Raw genomic sequence first — 15,952 nt, 5'->3', positions numbered from 1 at the left:
GCCTAAGCAACGGCATCTTCAAACTTATATCCAACGCCGATCACCGTCTTTACAAACGTCGGATTTGCCGGATCGGGTTCAATCTTTTTGCGCAGCCGAGCAATATGAGTATCGACCACGCGTTCATCTCCAAAGAAGTTACTGCCCCAAAGCTTATCAATCAGTTGAGTCCGGTTCCAGACGCGACCGGGGTAACTCATAAACGTCGAGAGCAGGTCAAACTCTAGCGTGGTCAAATCTAAAGCTTCAGTGCGCTCTCCATCCACTTGACGAACCGCTGAGCGTTGATCTAGATCCACTACAAAGTTCTGAGTCCGATAACTCTGGCTCTGTCCGCCTTGGCGGAGAGTTCGTCTAAGCAACGCTCGAACTCTCGCAACCAGTTCCTTGGGGCTAAATGGTTTAACCATATAGTCATCAGCTCCCGTCGAAAGCCCAATGATGCGATCGAGTTCTTCTCCTTTTGCCGTCAGCATCAGAATATACGGATCTTTCAGCCCTGGCTTTTGACGGATTCTGGCGCACACTTCCAAACCATCTAAGCCTGGAATCATTAGATCCAGAATGATTAGATCAGGCTTTTGATCTTGAAACATGGTTAGTGCAGTCAATCCATCTCGGCAGGTGCGACAGGAGAATCCTTCTTTCTCAAGGTAAAGCTGAATCAGTTGAGCAATTTCTGCTTCATCTTCAACAATCAGAATTTCCATGTGTCGCGTTGAAAAGACAACACTCTAGAGTTTAACAACTCCCAGAATATGAGAAACTATTTTTGGGAAAGTGCTGCTTATCAAGACCTTGCTTCTGACAAAGTAGAGTTTTATTGAGTTTTGTTAACTTTCTTAAGATTGGTACAAATCGACCGATAGAATAGCGCTTAGCGCAGCATTGTTCATGACCCAGTTGGGCTTGTTTGGGAGGAGAGATGGAGTTTCTAAGTAACATTAACTTTGAAGCGATCGCACAGTTGACCCTGGTAGGCATGATTATGCTGGCAGGTCCGGTGGTGATCTTTCTGTTAGCCTTTCGCGGTGGCGATCTCTAGTAGCAATCTCTAACCGTTACAAGCGCTTTCAGTGTTTGTTGGCTTTGAGAACCCGCAACAGTGTTTGACAGAATAAATAGGTTTGACAGAAAAAACAGTTCCCCGTGAACTCAGAATTTTTACAGGTTTAAGAGAGAGTAGCTCCAAAGTCCGGTCATCACTGACCGGGCTTTTTTGTCGCTATCTGTTGTCGAATAACAGATTCTTTGTCTCTTTGCTTGTCGTTATCCAAGCCTCTCTCCCTGCGCCTGTAGTTCTTCTTTGATTTTGGGTTTGAGCTTCTCAAATTCGTCTTTAAGGACATCTTTACTGATCGTCGGTTTGCCGATCGCGGCCCAAGTACGACTCGTTAACGTCCACTGGAGCAACTGCGATCGCTGTATCGGCGTCATTTGCAATGGCAGAACATAAGCGCAATGGTGCGGATCTTCGATCGCGAAAAACAGAATGTAATATTTCTCTTTATCGATCAGCAAGCGCGAAATCTTCTCGCCCTGCTCGGTTTTAAGATCTAAATAGCAGCGCAACCATCGCGGATCAGTCTCTTTGTGGTGGAGTTGGTTATACAACGCCGTAACCCACAAAATCATGGGATGAGGCGACATCGTACACAAAAAATTCTTGTAAAGCCGATTGTAGAGCTTACCAATCTGAATGTTTTCAATCTCTTGCTGAGGCAACATCACCCAAATTGTCGCAAGCGTTTCTCGCTTGGTTTCTAGAACGTGCGGAAACACAATTTGAGCCACGGGTTTGTCTTTGGGCCACGTCGTTAGTTGACACGCTTCATCTGGTGTCAGGGCATCAGGATCGCGAGCAGGAGCTGCTACTGGGCGTCTAAGCAATGCTTCACTAATGCGATGGCTAATTTGCCGCGTCGCACTGTAACGCTGTTCTAACGGTTCTAAGGCTTTGAGAATATCAGCGATCGTTTGAGGACGAGCATTTACATCCTTCGCCAGACAACTCATTACCAAGTTCTCCAGCATCTTCGGCACTTTGAGATTGGGATTAATCGATTCAAACGTGCGGGGAGCTTGGAAGTGATGCGTTTTATACCAACCACCAAATGAGTGAGTATCGGCTTGGAGCGGCATTTTTCCGGTCAGCATCTCAAACAACATGACACCCAAACTATAGATGTCCGATCGCGAGTCGAGTTCGCGCCCTTCCATTTGCTCTGGGGACGAATATGCCAACGTGCCCATGTAGGAACTCGTTTGGCTAACGTCTGCTTGCAACAGTTTAGAAATGCCAAAGTCGAGAATTTTAACGAGTTCGCCAAAGCCCGAGTCTTGAATGACCAGCAGGTTACTCGGCTTAATGTCGCGATGGATGATCGGATAGGTCGAGCCATCGATCGTGATGCCCTGGTGAGCGCACTGAATGCCCGCGCAAATCTGACGCGCCAAACTGAGAAACCGAGGTAACGGCAGATTTTGGGTTGAGATAATATCGCTGAAGCTACTACCCTGCAAGTATTCCATCACATAGTAAGGCACCTCCTGCTCATCAACGCCATAGTCCATCACTCGCACAATGTGCATACTTTTGGTACTGAGCAAGGCGCAAGTTCGGGCTTCACTGCGGAAGCGATCGCGCATTTTGCGAGTCAGCAGCGTTTGGGCTAAAAACTTGATCGCCACAATCACACCACCGAGTAACACGTCTTCCGCTTTGTACACTTGTCCCATTGCCCCACGTCCAATCAACTCGATTAGCTGATAGCGATTGGAGAGAAGCTGTCCGATTCTAGGGTCTTTACGGGAGCGAGTCTGCACAGGAGTCTTGGGGGAATGGGGACAAAAATGAGAGGGGAGATTTGAGATGAAGAGGTAGCCAAATATGAGAAAAAGCCTGCTCCCAGTATGGACAGTTCGGTTTGTAAAGTAACCGTCAGGTCTGGAGACTCACCACTGATGCTCTATTCCGACTGGCGCTCTAAGGTCGCTTCCATCGTATTCGTTAGATAGTGCCCAGACAGGACATTACCCGACAAGTAATACTTATGGTCATCTACGCGATACAACGTTTCAAAGCCGCTGCGTCGCTGGCGATCACCCAAGGCCCAATAGCGCTGCACAATTGATTCCGGGGCAATCCAACCTTCTCCTTCAACGCGACCGAGGAGACTGTGTTGCAGCACAAACGTATAGCGGCGATCGCCTGCATCTAACCGCCCTCTGTACTGAAAGCTGATTTCCTCGCGATCGGACGCCGGAAAAACCAGCTTTGTCACCATCGTGAACCAATCATCGCGGCTCCAGGCAACCAGAATTTTGCCTTTTACAAGAATGGGGGGTCCATGCCGCTCTAGCCAGTTTCCTTGAAGAGTCCAGCGTCCGGATTCCAGTAAAAAGGTATGGTTCACAATGGCAGTCCTTGGGTGCTAAGGGATGGGGAAAGGGCGGTTTGGGATGATTGCCTGTGCGGTTTGACAAAGCGTTGGTCGAAGGTATCCCCTCATCGTTTAGCCTTCCTCAATGGCTGCCTATGCTATCACGCTTGGGTTTTAGGGTACGTGGTGAATTTCCCCTAAAAGGGTAGACCGAGTTGCTCCCGTCACCTCCGGGAGATTACCAGGGAAGGTGTGATATCGCCAGTAGGCAAGCACGGCAAACGCGATCGCTTCTTTTAAGTCGGCACTTAGCCCCACGTCATCGGTGGTGATCACCGTAGATTGCTCCAGACGAGCTTGAAAGCACTGTTTTAGATAACCATTCCGGCTGCCGCCTCCACATAGGAGAACCTGATCGGGCAGGCGAGGCAGAAAGGTTTGGTAACTGTGCGCGATCGTTGCAGCGGTGAAGTCAGTCAGCGTTGCTAAAAGATCCGCCGCGTTTAGCTCAGAGGCATCGGCTAGGCATTGCGCTAAGTACGCTTGTCCAAAGTGTTCTCGCCCAGTCGATTTAGGCGGCGGGGCTTGAAAATAGTCTTGCTCAAGCCAGTGGTCTACAAGCGCTCGATTCGGCGTTCCAGTCGCTGCCCAGGCTCCATTGTCATCAAAGGGTTTTTCGCCGTTCGACAGATGCTGAACCGCGAGATCGAGCAGCATATTTCCAGGTCCAGTATCCCAACCGAGAATCTTGGTTGAGCGCTCTGAATTTTTAGCCGGAAGATAAGTGAGATTCCCAATACCCCCAATGTTTTGAACACAGCGATCGTAGGTCTGATGTCGCAACAAGGCAGCATCAACCGGAGAAACTAGGGGTGCGCCTTCTCCGCCTAGGGCAATGTCGGCAACCCGAAAATTGCTGACGGTTGGAATTTGGGTCAACTGCGCGATCGCGTCCCCCCGCCCAAGCTGCACCGTATACCCAAGCTGTAACCCATTGCTCTTGCGAGGAGGTCGATGAAAGACGGTTTGCCCGTGTGAACCGATCAGGTCAGCCTTGGCATGATTGTTCTGAATGGCAAGCGCAGCTCGGGCAAACTGATCGGCAATGCGATCGTCAAGCTCAGCAAGTTCGGGCATTGCGATCGCAGCGCCCCCGCCAAGGCTCAAGATCAATTGCTGTAACTCTTCAGGGTAAGGATACGTAGCGCCCTCAATTAGCTCTGCTTGTAGATCAAATCCAGAGCCAGAAATGTCAACGAGAGCCGCATCAATGCCATCAACCGACGTTCCACTAATTAAACCAATTACACGCATAGAACGAGAGAAAAAATGGTTGGTCTCATCATGCCATCCTCTCTATCTCTTGACTTCTTTTTCTATCCAAATAATGCAAATATTGATGTCTTTAAGCAGTCGAAGAAACTGTTGAGTGATCGCCAGAGAAATAACGCTCTGTATGGGTACTGGCTTTCTCGAATCACAATTTGAGTCATCCGATATTTTTTAGCAACATCTGCGATCGCTTAGGCAATATATCGCTAATCATCTCTTGAATACAATCGCTAGCGAATCAGCTTATCCGTAGTTGACCAGGCGTTTTCAGCGAATTCCCATCCGGAATTGCTCCGCTATTTTCTGTATTAAGCCATAACAGCCAATGACAATCGCAACCTTAATCCTTGAGCTATGGGATTAGAAATAAACCTATGAAGACGTCACTCCCAATCCCATTTCCCGCCAAATTATGCTTTACATTTGGTTTAGCGATCGCCCTTCAAATTACAGGCTGTAGTCAACCTCAAACGAGTTCCGCAAAACCATCCTCAACCGACACGAATCAAAATTCTTTAAACACCACACAATCGAATTCTGCTGAAGCATCTCCAGCCAGCACAAATCAGAACTCTCTAAACACTACACAATCGAATTCCACTGAATCGGAAGTATTGGCATCAAAACTCCAGCAGATTACGCAAATTCCGGTTCTATTGCCGAGTGCCGTGCTTGCCGAGGGTCAGATGTATTTCAACGGCACGGCAAGCCGCGATCGCTATGAGGTTAGCTTCGATTACACAAAAGACTGTCGTGGGACAATAGCTTGTAGCTTCGGCGGCATTTCGGCTCAACAAGGGGGAGAGATAGAGCTAATTTCTGATGAAGCTCAAAATTCAAGAAATTCTGATGAAACCCAAAATCCAAGCAATACAGTTGAGCCAGTCACATTAGCTAACGGAACACCAGCACAATATAGTAATCACTGTGGTGCATACTGTACAGCCTCTGTTGCTTGGAAGTCTAACGCTGTGCTGTATAGCGTGTTCATTAAGAACGGACTCAAACCGGATGTATTAGCATTAGCGAACTCTGTACAGGCATTCTCTTCACCAAACGTTGAGCCGTTTGCAGGGGGTGTGGGTACGCTCACAACTAGCCAAGACTATAACACTCCGATTAATATCCGAACTGAAGCTAGTACAACCGCAAAGATTCGCCATATTGGATATGCGGGCGATGAAGTAGCATTACTGACTCGCCGCACCGGACAAGACAAGGCGTATTGGTATCAAGTGAAATTTCCCAAATCGGGTGCAACAGGGTGGGTGCGAGGAGATTTTGTCTCCATTGATATTAAGTCCTAGCCTCAACTGGCTTCAGGCATTAACTTAGCAGCACAAAAGGGAATCGCGTTTTAGAAAGCTATCAACAGGGCTTACGCACTGGCAGCAGCTTCTGTAACGGGCTCGTTCAACCGCTACATTCGCTATCAAATCCGTTGCCAACGAAACAGTTTGGTGTGGGTTTTGATTGAGTCTCGATCGCACTAAGCTATACGCAATGAGCTACATAAACTCTTAAGGATATATGGCGCTAGTATAAACTATCTGTACCGTGTCGATCACCGTCTATGAACGCTTGGAAATCGCTGTTGAAGCCCGTCTTGTTGTTCTGCTTGTGCTGTTTTGTCGCCATTAGTTGCGCCCGCTCAACTCCCGACGCCTCCACAACCGAAACGAGTCGCCTCACGGTCGGCACAACAGCAACAATTAGCACAATTGATCCGGCGGATGCTTACAGCATTTTTGCAGGTAACTTGCTTTACAACTTGGGCGATCGACTGTATGGCTACAAACTGGGCACAAGCGAATTGCAGCCTCAGCTTGCGACAGCCTTGCCCAAGGTCAGCGCCGATGGATTGACGTACACGATTGCCTTACGGAAAGGAGTTGTGTTTCATGACGGCACTCTATTTAATGCAAAAGCGATGGAGTTTTCGCTTCAACGATTTATTCAAAACGGGGGTTCCCCTGCATTTTTACTATCAGACGCTGTAGATTCGATCGCGGCTACTGGAGCCGATCAACTCACGATCAAATTAAAAAAACCATTTGCGGCGTTTCCATCTCTATTAGCGTTTTCAGGAGCATGTGCCGTTTCGCCTAACGCTTACCAAATTAAGTCAGGAGACTTTAAGCCAGATGGGTTTGTGGGGACAGGTCCTTACAAATTGGTAAAGTATGGAACCGATTCGCTGCGTCTTGATGCGTTTGACCAATATTGGGGAGAAAAGCCAGCCAATCGGGGGGTCAATGTCCAGTTTTTCTCTAGCCCTGCAAACTTGTTCAACGCGTTCCGAACCGGAGCGATCGATGTCGCGTATCAAGGGATGGCACTCGATCAAATTCGCAGTTTGCAAGAAAAAGCGGCTCAGTCAGGCTGGAACGTCATTGAGCAGTCGGGCAGTGGTATTAACTATTTGACGATTAATCTCAAGTCTGAGCCGTTGAATAAAGTAGAGGTAAGGCAAGCGATCGCGGCAGTCATGGATCGATCGTTGTTGCAGGATCGCGTGTTTCAAGGACAGATTAAGCCGCTATATAGCTTGATTCCTGCTACCTTGAAGGAACAAAAACCTGTGTTTCAAACCGAGGGAGATGCGAATATTGAACGGGCAAAGGCATGGCTCACAAAAGCAGGATATTCGGAAGCGAATCCGTTAAAAGTAGAGTTTTGGTATCGTTCTAATGTTGTCACCGATCAGTTAGCTGCCCTGACCTTGAAAGCGATCGCGCAGAAAAGACTAGGTCGATGGATGCAGTTTGATCTCAAAAGCGTCGAATCAACTACAGCCTACAAAAATCTTGATACTGGTGCGTATCCGATGTTCCTGCTGGATTGGACACCTGATTTTCTCGATTCTGATAACTATATTCAACCGTTTATGGAGTGTACCAAAGGATCGAAGGCAGGCTGTGAAGAGGGAGCCAGCGCGTCTCAAGGGTCGTATTACTACAGCGATCGCGTCAATACTCTAATCGATCAGAGCCGTCAAGAACAAAACCCGGAAGTCCGTAACAAACTATTTGCTGAACTGCAAACAATCTTGATGCAGGACGTTCCGTTCATTCCACTGTGGCAAAACAAAGATTACTTGTTTGTGCAAAAAAATATACAAGGAGCAACGCTAGAAGTTACGCAAAAGGTTCCATTCTCGGTCATGAAGAAAGCTTAGTAGTATAAGCTGACATCAAAAAGATTAGGGAAGTTAAGCGCTATTCAAGGTAAAATTTCGCGATCGCTCAACAGCTATTCACGCTCTTTAGTTTCACCATCCATCTAAAGACTTGAAAATTTGATCTTCGGTAGAATTGGCATCAACTTCAGGCTGGTTAGTGCCGATTCCTAGCTGCTTTACAACCAGCTTGTGTCTCTTTTCCCTCAAAAACAAAATGCTAAGAAACCGTAATAGATGCAACAGAGCGAAACCCGATAAAGTGTAGAGAGAAAGCTTCTTTAAAATGCTCTTTCCATTGTTTCGACTGTGATTTTCTGGTCAAGCTTGCTCACTTCACTGACTCAGTACCCGATCGCATCTACGGCTCCAAGCGTGCTGATGAATGCTGCGATCGTAGCCCTCTGGCTACTCCTCATTGGCTTACTGGCAGAAGGCGTAAACCGCTACACTCAAGCGGGTACAGAAATTGTTCGTAAAGTGGTTCACATCGGAACCGGAAACGTCATTCTATTTGCGTGGCTACTCAAAATTCCGATGTGGGTTGGCGTTGTCGCCTCAGTTTTCTTTAGCGCGATCGCACTGTTATCGTACTATGTGCCCATTTTGCCTAGCATCAACGGTGTCGGTCGCAAGAGTTTGGGGACATTTTTCTATGCGGTGAGCATTGGCGTCTTAGTCGCCTGGTTTTGGACATTAAACCTGCCTCAATTTGCCGCGCTTGGAATCTTAGTAATGACCTGGGGAGATGGTTTCGCCGCACTAGTTGGGCAGCGCTTTGGACGCCATCCCTATTGGCTATGGGACATGAAGAAAAGCTGGGAAGGCTCGCTCACGATGGCAGCTATTAGTTTCCTAGTGAGCCTTATTATCTTGATTGCAACCCAAGGAAATCTTTGGCAAGCGTGGTTGATCTCGTTCGCGATCGCGATCGTAGCTGCAACCTTAGAAGCCTTCTCCAAATTTGGCATTGACAATCTGACTGTACCCATTGGTAGTGCTGCTGTTGGCTTCTTTTTGAGCCAGTTTTTATTTAGCTGACGAAGTAGAAAAATAGTTGTCTTCTGTCCATTGGATGACTGATCAATCGCACCACTACCGCTAGACTGATAAAAACCTTCAACCAGAAACTTTCGTAATTTCTGCCAAGTCTTTTGTTTCAAGACTTGTAACCGCCGGACATTCACCCCGACTGTCTTCTACTCTGAAACTATGACCTCTACCGTGCAGCCCTCTAGCTCTTCCTCTTCCCTAGAGGAACTTACGCTTCCAATTCAGCCCGATTCCAAGCAGCTAGATAACATCAAAGCTCAATTGGATCTGATTTTGCTGGCACTTGAAGCGATCGCAGGCATCAGTTCCGAAGCCATGCTTCAAGCCGCAACCGATCTTAAACTTGAATCCATGATCAGTGATCGCGTGGCGTTGTGGCGCTTGCGTCAATCGAGTCCACTGAGAAAGGGGCAAGGCGGACGCAAAAAGTTAGATGTAGACGAAGCACGCGCCTTGACCCTGATCATTTGCCATCTTGCCAAACAGCACAACGAACTCATTCGTCGAGCCGTCGCGCTTTTAGAACAGATGACAGAACAAAACCGCGAGCCTCACCAAGCCGCTCTGCTGGGAAACTATTTAGATGCCTTCCACAACACCTACCAAGACCGTATGGAAGATGGCGAAATTATTCCGACTGAATCGCTCACAAACTTAGCGCTAAAGCTGCTAATTGATTTATTGTTTTACGGAAGCAATCATGGAGTCCGGCGTCTCTGGTTAACTTTGCTAGAGCGATCGCTCGGAGCTTAGCAGAGCAGCTTGCTCTCGTCTGCTCCAATTTCCTCATGCTTCCCTAACTGCTCTTTTTGCCGCATTCAACAGTGAACCCATGTCCTCTGCAACCTCAGTTTTAAGACGGTATACGCCGCCCACCTGCACTCTAGAGATCGCAGCCAACAATTCTCCCCTCTCTCGTTGGATGGGGCAGTCTGCGCTGAAGAATGTCCGCTTCAAACTCAGCTTTGACGATCCTCGAGTTAGTGAAGATCGATGGGTTGCCGTCCGGGGCGATCGCAACCAGCTTCAAGCCCTATGCGATGCAGTAACCAGCTATGTTCAAAGATTCTTGCATCAGTCCTCTAACTTCATCACACAGCGCGAAAGCTCGAGCAATGGTGCAGTTGCCGCTCCCCAAAGCTTTGTTGGGCCAACTGGGCAGCCTTTTGAAGCTCAGAGCAATCCCGCAGGCATCTACCTCGAACCCAGAGGCATGTTATCTCACGAACTACACTTAGGTAGCCTTGCCACCGACGAGTCAGGTTCCACCATTCAACTGAGTGCTGTTCAACTTGCCGATTTAGCAACCGCACTTGATGAATACGCTGCGGACGTAACGGCTATTCCCACCTTAAATAGACCCAGTTGGGCAAGCACTTCTCCCGCTTGGGGCAAGATTGCCGCCGTATCGCTTGTCGCGATCGGGTTGACGACTACTGCCGTCCGATTGCTCGATCGACAGCCTGATCCCCAAACGGCTTCCAGCCAAGGTGCAAGCAGTGCCGATCAGCGCTTAGCCATTGAGCCATTACCAAGTAGTCCTCAGCCATCCTCTTCTCTTACACTGCCAAGTCTACCGACCACGACCGTTCCTTTACCATCACTAGAAAATAGTTCGCCCTCAGCTCCAACCGCTCCAGAAAATTTGCCGAAATTTAAAGTTGAGCAGAAAGCACCAGAAGGAGCACAATCAGGAATTCAACTTCCCGTTCGAGAAGCTCCAGAAGGATCTGTTCAAGTTGCACCGATTCCCGATCAAACTGCAGCTGGTGCTCAAGCGCCTCAAGTGGTAGCTAAAGCCCCTCCAGCGGCTCGCTCGACTGCTAAAGACCCGGACGGTGATCCGCTTCCCCTTGGTTCAGAACCCAGCAACAGTTCTGCTGCTAGTATCCAAGGCGCTGGAGCCGCTAACGATCGCCCTCAGTTGCCGAGTGTCCGCGATGCTGCAAGACAGGCTTCTCCTGAAACCTCGAAAACTCAAGTTGACGAACTTAAAACTTACTTCACGTCTCGTTGGCAAGCGCCTAAAGAATTGCCTGATGATATTCAGTTCGTTCTGACCTTGGCACCAGATGGCTCCCTGCGAGCAGTTGAGCCAGTCGGACCAAATGCAACTTTATACCGCGATCGCGCTTCTATTCCTGCTCTTGGAGAAGTCATCGCCACGCCCAATCCCAATGGGCAAGAAACGAAAGTTCGGCTGCTTCTCAAAACAAATGGCACCGTGCAAGCGTTGGCTGAGTAAACGTCTCTAAGTCACGCCGCATCAACAGCAGAACAGGGATCGATATCAGCCGATCCCTGTTTAATTAGACTACTTAATTAGGCTAGTTGATATTAGGCTAGCTGATTGGACCAAGCTCACTGAAGCAGTCCCAACTCTAATTCACCTCCAACGACAGCGCAAAGTTTTCCGTTTTCGGTGATGAGACTTCAATCACGTATTTTCCTTCCATTGGTAATCGTCCTTGCCAATCGCGAGAACCTGTTGAGCTTCCACCGATCCGCTGACCATTCGGCGCAATCACCGCGAAGCGCAACTCTGAAGGAACTGCGCCACGCGCCATGCCCCCTTTTAATGCCCGGACTGCCATCACTTGTCGAGTCCTAGCTTCAAGCAAATAACGCCGAATCCGGTTCGCCCGAATGTCTCCTGTTACCGTTGTAGAGTCTTTGCCCCGCTCAAACTTCACCAATTGAGTGTCCGAGTATGGAGAATTAGAGATTGGCGTAATGGCAACATCCATAGAATACGCGCCTGAGCCATTCACCTCAATGATGTACTCTTCATCAGCCGGCAATTGTCCAGTCCAACTGTGGCTTCGGTAAGCGGAACTATTGATTGCTTGCCCGTTGGCCCGCAGTAGATTCATCTCTACTCCTGCTCCGTCTAGCGTAACGGTCATAATTTGCCCCTGAGCCGCTTCAATGTAGTAGGGCTGCATATTTCGGTCTTGCAAATTTCCCTGCTCCACGGACGAAATTGCGCCGGGCTCAAATTCGATTTTTTTGGGCTGCCCATTGCTGACGAGTGGGCGAGAATCGTCCCCATTCTTTCCAGCCTCCACACCAATCGCTTGAGCGCTTACACGGGGAGAAGTCACCTTAAACAAATGCGCTCCAATTCCTGTGGCAATGAGTAGACTCGTTGCGATCGCGAGTCCCGGCGTAAGCCCTCTCTTGCGAGATAATTTTTGAGATTCTGACCGTTTAATCATGGTATGTGGCGGATCTGAAGATCCACTGTTGGGATGAGTAGAACCCATAAACAGCTTCGTCTTGAGGGTCGTAATGAGGGCTGAATCGCTGATATCTCTTGCAGCAGGGGCAATATCTCGGTCAACAGAGGATGCTATTGCAGGGCTAAGTAGAGTTGACTTTACTTCACCTTCAATCCAAGGCTGTAGGTCTGCCCAAACATCCTCTGCTGACTGATAGCGATCGCCCGGATGCAGCGCCAACATTTTCTGCACCACAGTTGCTAACCCCTCACTCATTTGCGTGTAAGGTTGCCACTGCCAAGTCAGCGTTTGGCTGTCAAGCAAACTTTGCGGCTCCCGACCTGTCAGCAGCACTAAACAGGATGCTCCTAAAGCATAAATATCGCTGTGAGGCGAAACATTACCCGTTTGCAACTGCTCCGGCGGGGCATATCCGACTTTTCCTACACGCGTGATTGTGGAAATGATGGGCCAATGACTTGCGGCTTCTTTGACTGATCCAAAGTCAATCAAAACAGGTAACTTGGCGTTAAACGTATCCGCACCACCAATCTCATAAGAGTCGTTAGAGATTTGGAGAATAATATTGTCAGGCGAAATATCTCGGTGAATGATCCCGAAGTTGTGCAAATAACTCAGTACTGGCAGCAGGTGTTTAAGCAGGTAAAGAATTTCTGTCTCCGAAAAGGTTTGACCGCGTTGTTTCCGTCCTTGCAGCAAGGTGCGATAGGTCTGCCCTTTCACAAAATCTTGTGCCAAGAAAAGCCGTTGCTCATGCTCAAACGCAGCCCAGAATCGAGGAATTTGAGCATGCTGAATCTGATGAAGGGTGCTTGCTTCACGCTGAAACAGGATTTTGGCTTTGTCAATGAGAGCATCATCATGGTAGGGAACCGTAAATTCCTTCAAAACGCACAGCTCGTTAAATCGCTCTTGATCGATCGCAAGGTAAGTTCGACCAAATCCACCCTGTCCTAAAACTTGCTTGATCAAGTAGCGCTGTCTAAGGAGCGTTCCTGTCGGAATTGAAGTCACCATTTCGGGTCGCATAGCTTCGGAGAGCAGTAACAACTAATCAATGAATCACTGTAATTATTGTTACTTAAAGATACGGGTTAGCCCTATGGGGCTTGACCCCTCAATTAAAAAAAGCTAGACACTCAAAACTCTTGTGATGTAAGTCTCTTAGAACATGTGACAACGATCACACTCAATGGATTTTGTCCTAAGTAGTTGTTGTTTCACAAAAATTAACATACAAAAATTAGCTAAATCTACTGAGAAAAAAGTTGTTTACTAGAGTTTCTGTATTGCTCAGTTTCGAGAGCATCTAACTCCTATGAATTACCTCCTATGAATTACCGCTTTTCAGAAGACTAAATTTGAATTTGTGTCTCGACTTAAGAACTAGGAAATAGAAGGTCGAGCGCGTAAATTTAAATTGCTTTCCTATCTAAATTACTGGCTGCTCGTGTATTACTGCATCTCACTCCCCAGACAGAAGAATAGCGAAAGGTAAAAAACTACAAATTTATGTAAACAGATTTCGGTTGGACTGCCATCTTGACTCACCTTTAAAGTTAAGCGAAACTGACAGTTAGTCGGAACGCACTCCTATCAATTACTAAGTTCTGTGACGCTTTGAATAGATATAGCTGGATTGCTTCATGAGAAATGAACAGTACTCTGAATGAGTCCTTGCTCGTTTTTCTTCGATCCGGTTTCTGTTGTTGTTTTTTAGAAACAGGTAATCTTAGGCAACCAGCATGGAAACGTTAGAGTTTGTGATTTATCCAGATGGTCGGGTTCAGGAGAAAGTAACTGGCATTGTTGGAGCCTCTTGCGAAGAGGTGACAGCGGCGATCGAGGCACAACTTGGTCGAGTCATTGCTCAAGAACCAACGTCTGAATACTTTGCTCAACAACCGGTGCAGCAGTCTGAAACCGTTAACACTCAAGCCACTTTTAGCAATTGGTAGTTTTTTGATCGATTGCAGTTAAACTTCGTAGCGATTGCCATGTCACACTTTAGCCAAATTAAAACCCAAATTCGGAATCTTCCTTCTTTAAAAGCTGCCCTAGACGATCTAGGCGTAGATTGGAAAGCCGGTCCTCGCGATGTTCGAGGTTATCGCGGACAGACCCAGACTGCCGAAGTCGTTGTTGAACAAGACAACGGCTATGATGTTGGATTTGTCTGGAATGGTCATGAGTATGAGTTGGTCGCCGATTTGCAATTTTGGAAGCAAAGCAGCTCGGTTGATCGTTTTCTCAGCAAAGTTACCCAGCGCTATGCTTACCACACGATCGTCAATGAAGGTTCTCACAAGGGCTTTCAGGTTGCTGAGCAAAAGACCAATCAAGATGGATCAATTCGTTTAGTCCTGCAACGCTGGAGTGCATAATGCTTGACCCCTCCCGACAGTACGACTCTGCAGATGAGCCGAATTCTGACTCCGATCGCACGGGCTTGGAGCCAGAGCTGGGCGGCTTCTTAAGAGACGCTCAAGATCGCTCTGGTTTGGAGCCTGAGTTGGGAGGTGTTTTAAGGCAAAAGGGCGTTTACGTTGATGAAGTGGTCTGTATTGGCTGCAAGCACTGCGCCCACGTTGCTCGAAACACCTTTTATATCGAGCCAGACTACGGGCGTTCTCGTGTAATCAGTCAAGACAGCGATTCTGAAGAATTGATTCAGGAGGCGATCGATACTTGTCCTGTTGATTGTATTCACTGGATTGAGTACACAAAGCTCAAGCAGCTAGAAGACGATCGCAAGTACCAGGTTATGCCCGTTGTTGGCTTTCCGATTGAGCAGGCAATGATTGCCACTAATCGACGACGACAGAAGTTAGCACCTAAGCGGAGGCAATAAAACTAATCGTTTAATTTTATTTCGAAAGGCTTCAGCAGAGGTTATTTGCTGAAGCTTTTTTATTGCAATATTCGATAGTGGTGCAGACCTATAGCTTCCACGCCGTATTGTAAAGACGCCATTGAGCGTGTCTTTTTGACAAGGACGATGCGATTCCATAACTACAGGTTCAACCGCAGGTCTACATCACTACCCATCATTCCTTCGTTTCTACAGAGACATCTTGTTCTAATGAAGGCTGATTATCTGCTACCGAAGCGTGTACCACGAATGGTAAGTGCGCTCCTTTCAGTCCCCGTAAGATGCGCTCTGGTGTCTCTTCGAGCACCACAAATAGAGGATAAATTTTGTCTGCGCCTTCATTTAGAATGTGCTGATAGCGCGGTGGCAGAACCCACTCGTAGTCCTTGCCCAACAAAACTTGCGTGTGTCGCCATCGTCCTAGGAACTCTGAGAAGTCCTCGTCAGGACGATGAATGAAAATAAAGATTTCTTTTCCGGTTTTAATTTTCCATTCCGGATCACACATTAAAATTGCGAGTTCACAGGGCAGCAGTGTAGATTCTGCAGAGGCCATTCCATTTCCTGACCCCGTTGGATGGCGAATCCGAGCGATCGGTAAAGGAATCGTGATCACGCTTTCTTCTGGACGACGCATACTCGGCAACATTTCCAAGTAAGTCCGGTAGTGTTTGAGGAGCGCGATCGCAGCTAGGGCTTGGCTGTACGTTGCAAGTAGTTCCTCGTAGTGAATTTTTTGAGTGGTCATTTTTCAACCCAATCTGAGATTTAGAACCTTAATACCCTTAATACAAATAGTCAGAAGCACTAGGGCGTAAGCTCGTCTTAGCTTCGTTGTGCTTCTGACTCTAGTGAGAATGGCAAGAATTGAGATACTACTTTAGTGGCATCT

General features: G+C 47.7%; 15 protein-coding genes. 9 read left to right on the top strand and 6 right to left on the bottom strand.

Annotated elements, in window-relative coordinates; all coding sequences use genetic code 11:
- Window positions 1-2 precede the first annotated feature (2 nt).
- The gene (locus tag AC5I6P_RS29435) at window positions 3-710 is read right to left on the bottom strand and encodes a response regulator (RefSeq protein WP_495697340.1); all 708 of its coding nucleotides are present in this window, start codon (window positions 708-710) and stop codon (window positions 3-5) included.
- Window positions 711-925: 215 nt separating this feature from the next.
- Here AC5I6P_RS29435 and psb30 point away from each other — a divergent pair, with 215 nt between their 5' ends.
- Complete coding sequence (gene psb30 / locus AC5I6P_RS29430) at window positions 926-1,045, top strand: photosystem II reaction center protein Ycf12/Psb30 (protein ID WP_495697339.1); 120 nt, start codon at window positions 926-928, stop codon at window positions 1,043-1,045.
- Between the two features lie 224 nt (window positions 1,046-1,269).
- Here psb30 and AC5I6P_RS29425 read toward each other — a convergent pair whose 3' ends face one another.
- The 3 genes from AC5I6P_RS29425 to AC5I6P_RS29415 form a co-directional block, all read right to left on the bottom strand.
- Complete coding sequence (locus tag AC5I6P_RS29425; RefSeq protein WP_495697338.1) at window positions 1,270-2,826, bottom strand: serine/threonine protein kinase; 1,557 nt, start codon at window positions 2,824-2,826, stop codon at window positions 1,270-1,272.
- Window positions 2,827-2,969: 143 nt separating this feature from the next.
- A complete protein-coding gene (locus AC5I6P_RS29420; protein WP_495697337.1) occupies window positions 2,970-3,416 on the bottom strand; it encodes a hypothetical protein in 447 nt (148 codons plus the stop codon).
- Window positions 3,417-3,557: 141 nt separating this feature from the next.
- Window positions 3,558-4,697: an anhydro-N-acetylmuramic acid kinase gene (locus AC5I6P_RS29415; protein ID WP_495697336.1), complete on the bottom strand. Its 1,140-nt coding sequence runs from the start codon at window positions 4,695-4,697 to the stop codon at window positions 3,558-3,560.
- A 392-nt stretch (window positions 4,698-5,089) separates the two neighbouring features.
- On the opposite strand from AC5I6P_RS29415, the gene AC5I6P_RS29410 reads away from it, so the two are divergent.
- The 5 genes from AC5I6P_RS29410 to AC5I6P_RS29390 all read left to right on the top strand — a co-directional run bounded on the left by AC5I6P_RS29410 (window position 5,090) and on the right by AC5I6P_RS29390 (window position 11,191).
- Window positions 5,090-6,022 carry an SH3 domain-containing protein gene (locus tag AC5I6P_RS29410; RefSeq protein WP_495697335.1) on the top strand — a complete coding sequence of 311 codons (933 nt, stop codon included), beginning with the start codon at window positions 5,090-5,092 and terminating at the stop codon, window positions 6,020-6,022.
- A gap of 266 nt (window positions 6,023-6,288) precedes the next feature.
- Entirely contained in the window at window positions 6,289-7,893 is a 1,605-nt protein-coding gene (locus AC5I6P_RS29405) for an ABC transporter substrate-binding protein (protein ID WP_495697334.1), read from the top strand.
- Between the two features lie 327 nt (window positions 7,894-8,220).
- Complete coding sequence (locus AC5I6P_RS29400) at window positions 8,221-8,934, top strand: diacylglycerol/polyprenol kinase family protein (protein ID WP_495697333.1); 714 nt, start codon at window positions 8,221-8,223, stop codon at window positions 8,932-8,934.
- 171 nt (window positions 8,935-9,105) lie between these two features.
- The gene (locus AC5I6P_RS29395) at window positions 9,106-9,699 is read left to right on the top strand and encodes a DUF3038 domain-containing protein (protein WP_495697332.1); all 594 of its coding nucleotides are present in this window, start codon (window positions 9,106-9,108) and stop codon (window positions 9,697-9,699) included.
- A gap of 79 nt (window positions 9,700-9,778) precedes the next feature.
- Entirely contained in the window at window positions 9,779-11,191 is a 1,413-nt protein-coding gene (locus AC5I6P_RS29390) for a DUF4335 domain-containing protein (protein WP_495697331.1), read from the top strand.
- A 136-nt stretch (window positions 11,192-11,327) separates the two neighbouring features.
- Here the strand turns inward: AC5I6P_RS29390 and AC5I6P_RS29385 are convergent, their stop codons facing one another.
- Window positions 11,328-13,205 carry a protein kinase domain-containing protein gene (locus AC5I6P_RS29385; protein ID WP_495697330.1) on the bottom strand — a complete coding sequence of 626 codons (1,878 nt, stop codon included), beginning with the start codon at window positions 13,203-13,205 and terminating at the stop codon, window positions 11,328-11,330.
- Window positions 13,206-13,933: 728 nt separating this feature from the next.
- On the opposite strand from AC5I6P_RS29385, the gene AC5I6P_RS29380 reads away from it, so the two are divergent.
- From AC5I6P_RS29380 to AC5I6P_RS29370, 3 genes are read left to right on the top strand one after another with little or no spacing between them, the layout of a single operon-like run.
- Window positions 13,934-14,146 (top strand): DUF2997 domain-containing protein, encoded by a 213-nt coding sequence (locus AC5I6P_RS29380; RefSeq protein WP_495697329.1) that lies wholly within the window; start codon window positions 13,934-13,936, stop codon window positions 14,144-14,146.
- Between the two features lie 39 nt (window positions 14,147-14,185).
- Entirely contained in the window at window positions 14,186-14,572 is a 387-nt protein-coding gene (locus AC5I6P_RS29375; RefSeq protein ID WP_495697328.1) for a DUF1257 domain-containing protein, read from the top strand.
- A complete protein-coding gene (locus tag AC5I6P_RS29370; RefSeq protein ID WP_495697327.1) occupies window positions 14,572-15,039 on the top strand; it encodes a ferredoxin in 468 nt (155 codons plus the stop codon). The genes AC5I6P_RS29375 and AC5I6P_RS29370 overlap by 1 nt, the downstream gene beginning before the upstream one ends.
- Window positions 15,040-15,235: 196 nt before the next feature.
- Here the strand turns inward: AC5I6P_RS29370 and AC5I6P_RS29365 are convergent, their stop codons facing one another.
- Complete coding sequence (locus AC5I6P_RS29365; protein ID WP_495697326.1) at window positions 15,236-15,808, bottom strand: hypothetical protein; 573 nt, start codon at window positions 15,806-15,808, stop codon at window positions 15,236-15,238.
- Between the last annotated feature and the right edge of the window lie 144 nt (window positions 15,809-15,952).

It is taken from the genome of Myxacorys sp. (assembly GCF_059501405.1).
The sequence above is the reverse complement of the archived record's forward strand: the minus strand, read 5'-3'. Positions and strand labels throughout refer to the sequence as shown.

What these genes read in the sequence shown, in the direction of transcription:
- AC5I6P_RS29390 (WP_495697331.1), top strand. Translation starts at nt 9,779, where the DNA reads ATGTCCTCTGCAACCTCAGTTTTAAGACGGTATACGCCGCCCACCTGC.
- AC5I6P_RS29375 (WP_495697328.1), top strand. Translation starts at nt 14,186, where the DNA reads ATGTCACACTTTAGCCAAATTAAAACCCAAATTCGGAATCTTCCTTCT.
- AC5I6P_RS29385 (WP_495697330.1), bottom strand. Translation starts at nt 13,205, where the DNA reads ATGGTGACTTCAATTCCGACAGGAACGCTCCTTAGACAGCGCTACTTG.
- psb30 (WP_495697339.1), top strand. Translation starts at nt 926, where the DNA reads ATGGAGTTTCTAAGTAACATTAACTTTGAAGCGATCGCACAGTTGACC.
- AC5I6P_RS29370 (WP_495697327.1), top strand. Translation starts at nt 14,572, where the DNA reads ATGCTTGACCCCTCCCGACAGTACGACTCTGCAGATGAGCCGAATTCT.
- AC5I6P_RS29415 (WP_495697336.1), bottom strand. Translation starts at nt 4,697, where the DNA reads ATGCGTGTAATTGGTTTAATTAGTGGAACGTCGGTTGATGGCATTGAT.
- AC5I6P_RS29365 (WP_495697326.1), bottom strand. Translation starts at nt 15,808, where the DNA reads ATGACCACTCAAAAAATTCACTACGAGGAACTACTTGCAACGTACAGC.
- AC5I6P_RS29435 (WP_495697340.1), bottom strand. Translation starts at nt 710, where the DNA reads ATGGAAATTCTGATTGTTGAAGATGAAGCAGAAATTGCTCAACTGATT.
- AC5I6P_RS29380 (WP_495697329.1), top strand. Translation starts at nt 13,934, where the DNA reads ATGGAAACGTTAGAGTTTGTGATTTATCCAGATGGTCGGGTTCAGGAG.
- AC5I6P_RS29410 (WP_495697335.1), top strand. Translation starts at nt 5,090, where the DNA reads ATGAAGACGTCACTCCCAATCCCATTTCCCGCCAAATTATGCTTTACA.
- AC5I6P_RS29395 (WP_495697332.1), top strand. Translation starts at nt 9,106, where the DNA reads ATGACCTCTACCGTGCAGCCCTCTAGCTCTTCCTCTTCCCTAGAGGAA.
- AC5I6P_RS29405 (WP_495697334.1), top strand. Translation starts at nt 6,289, where the DNA reads ATGAACGCTTGGAAATCGCTGTTGAAGCCCGTCTTGTTGTTCTGCTTG.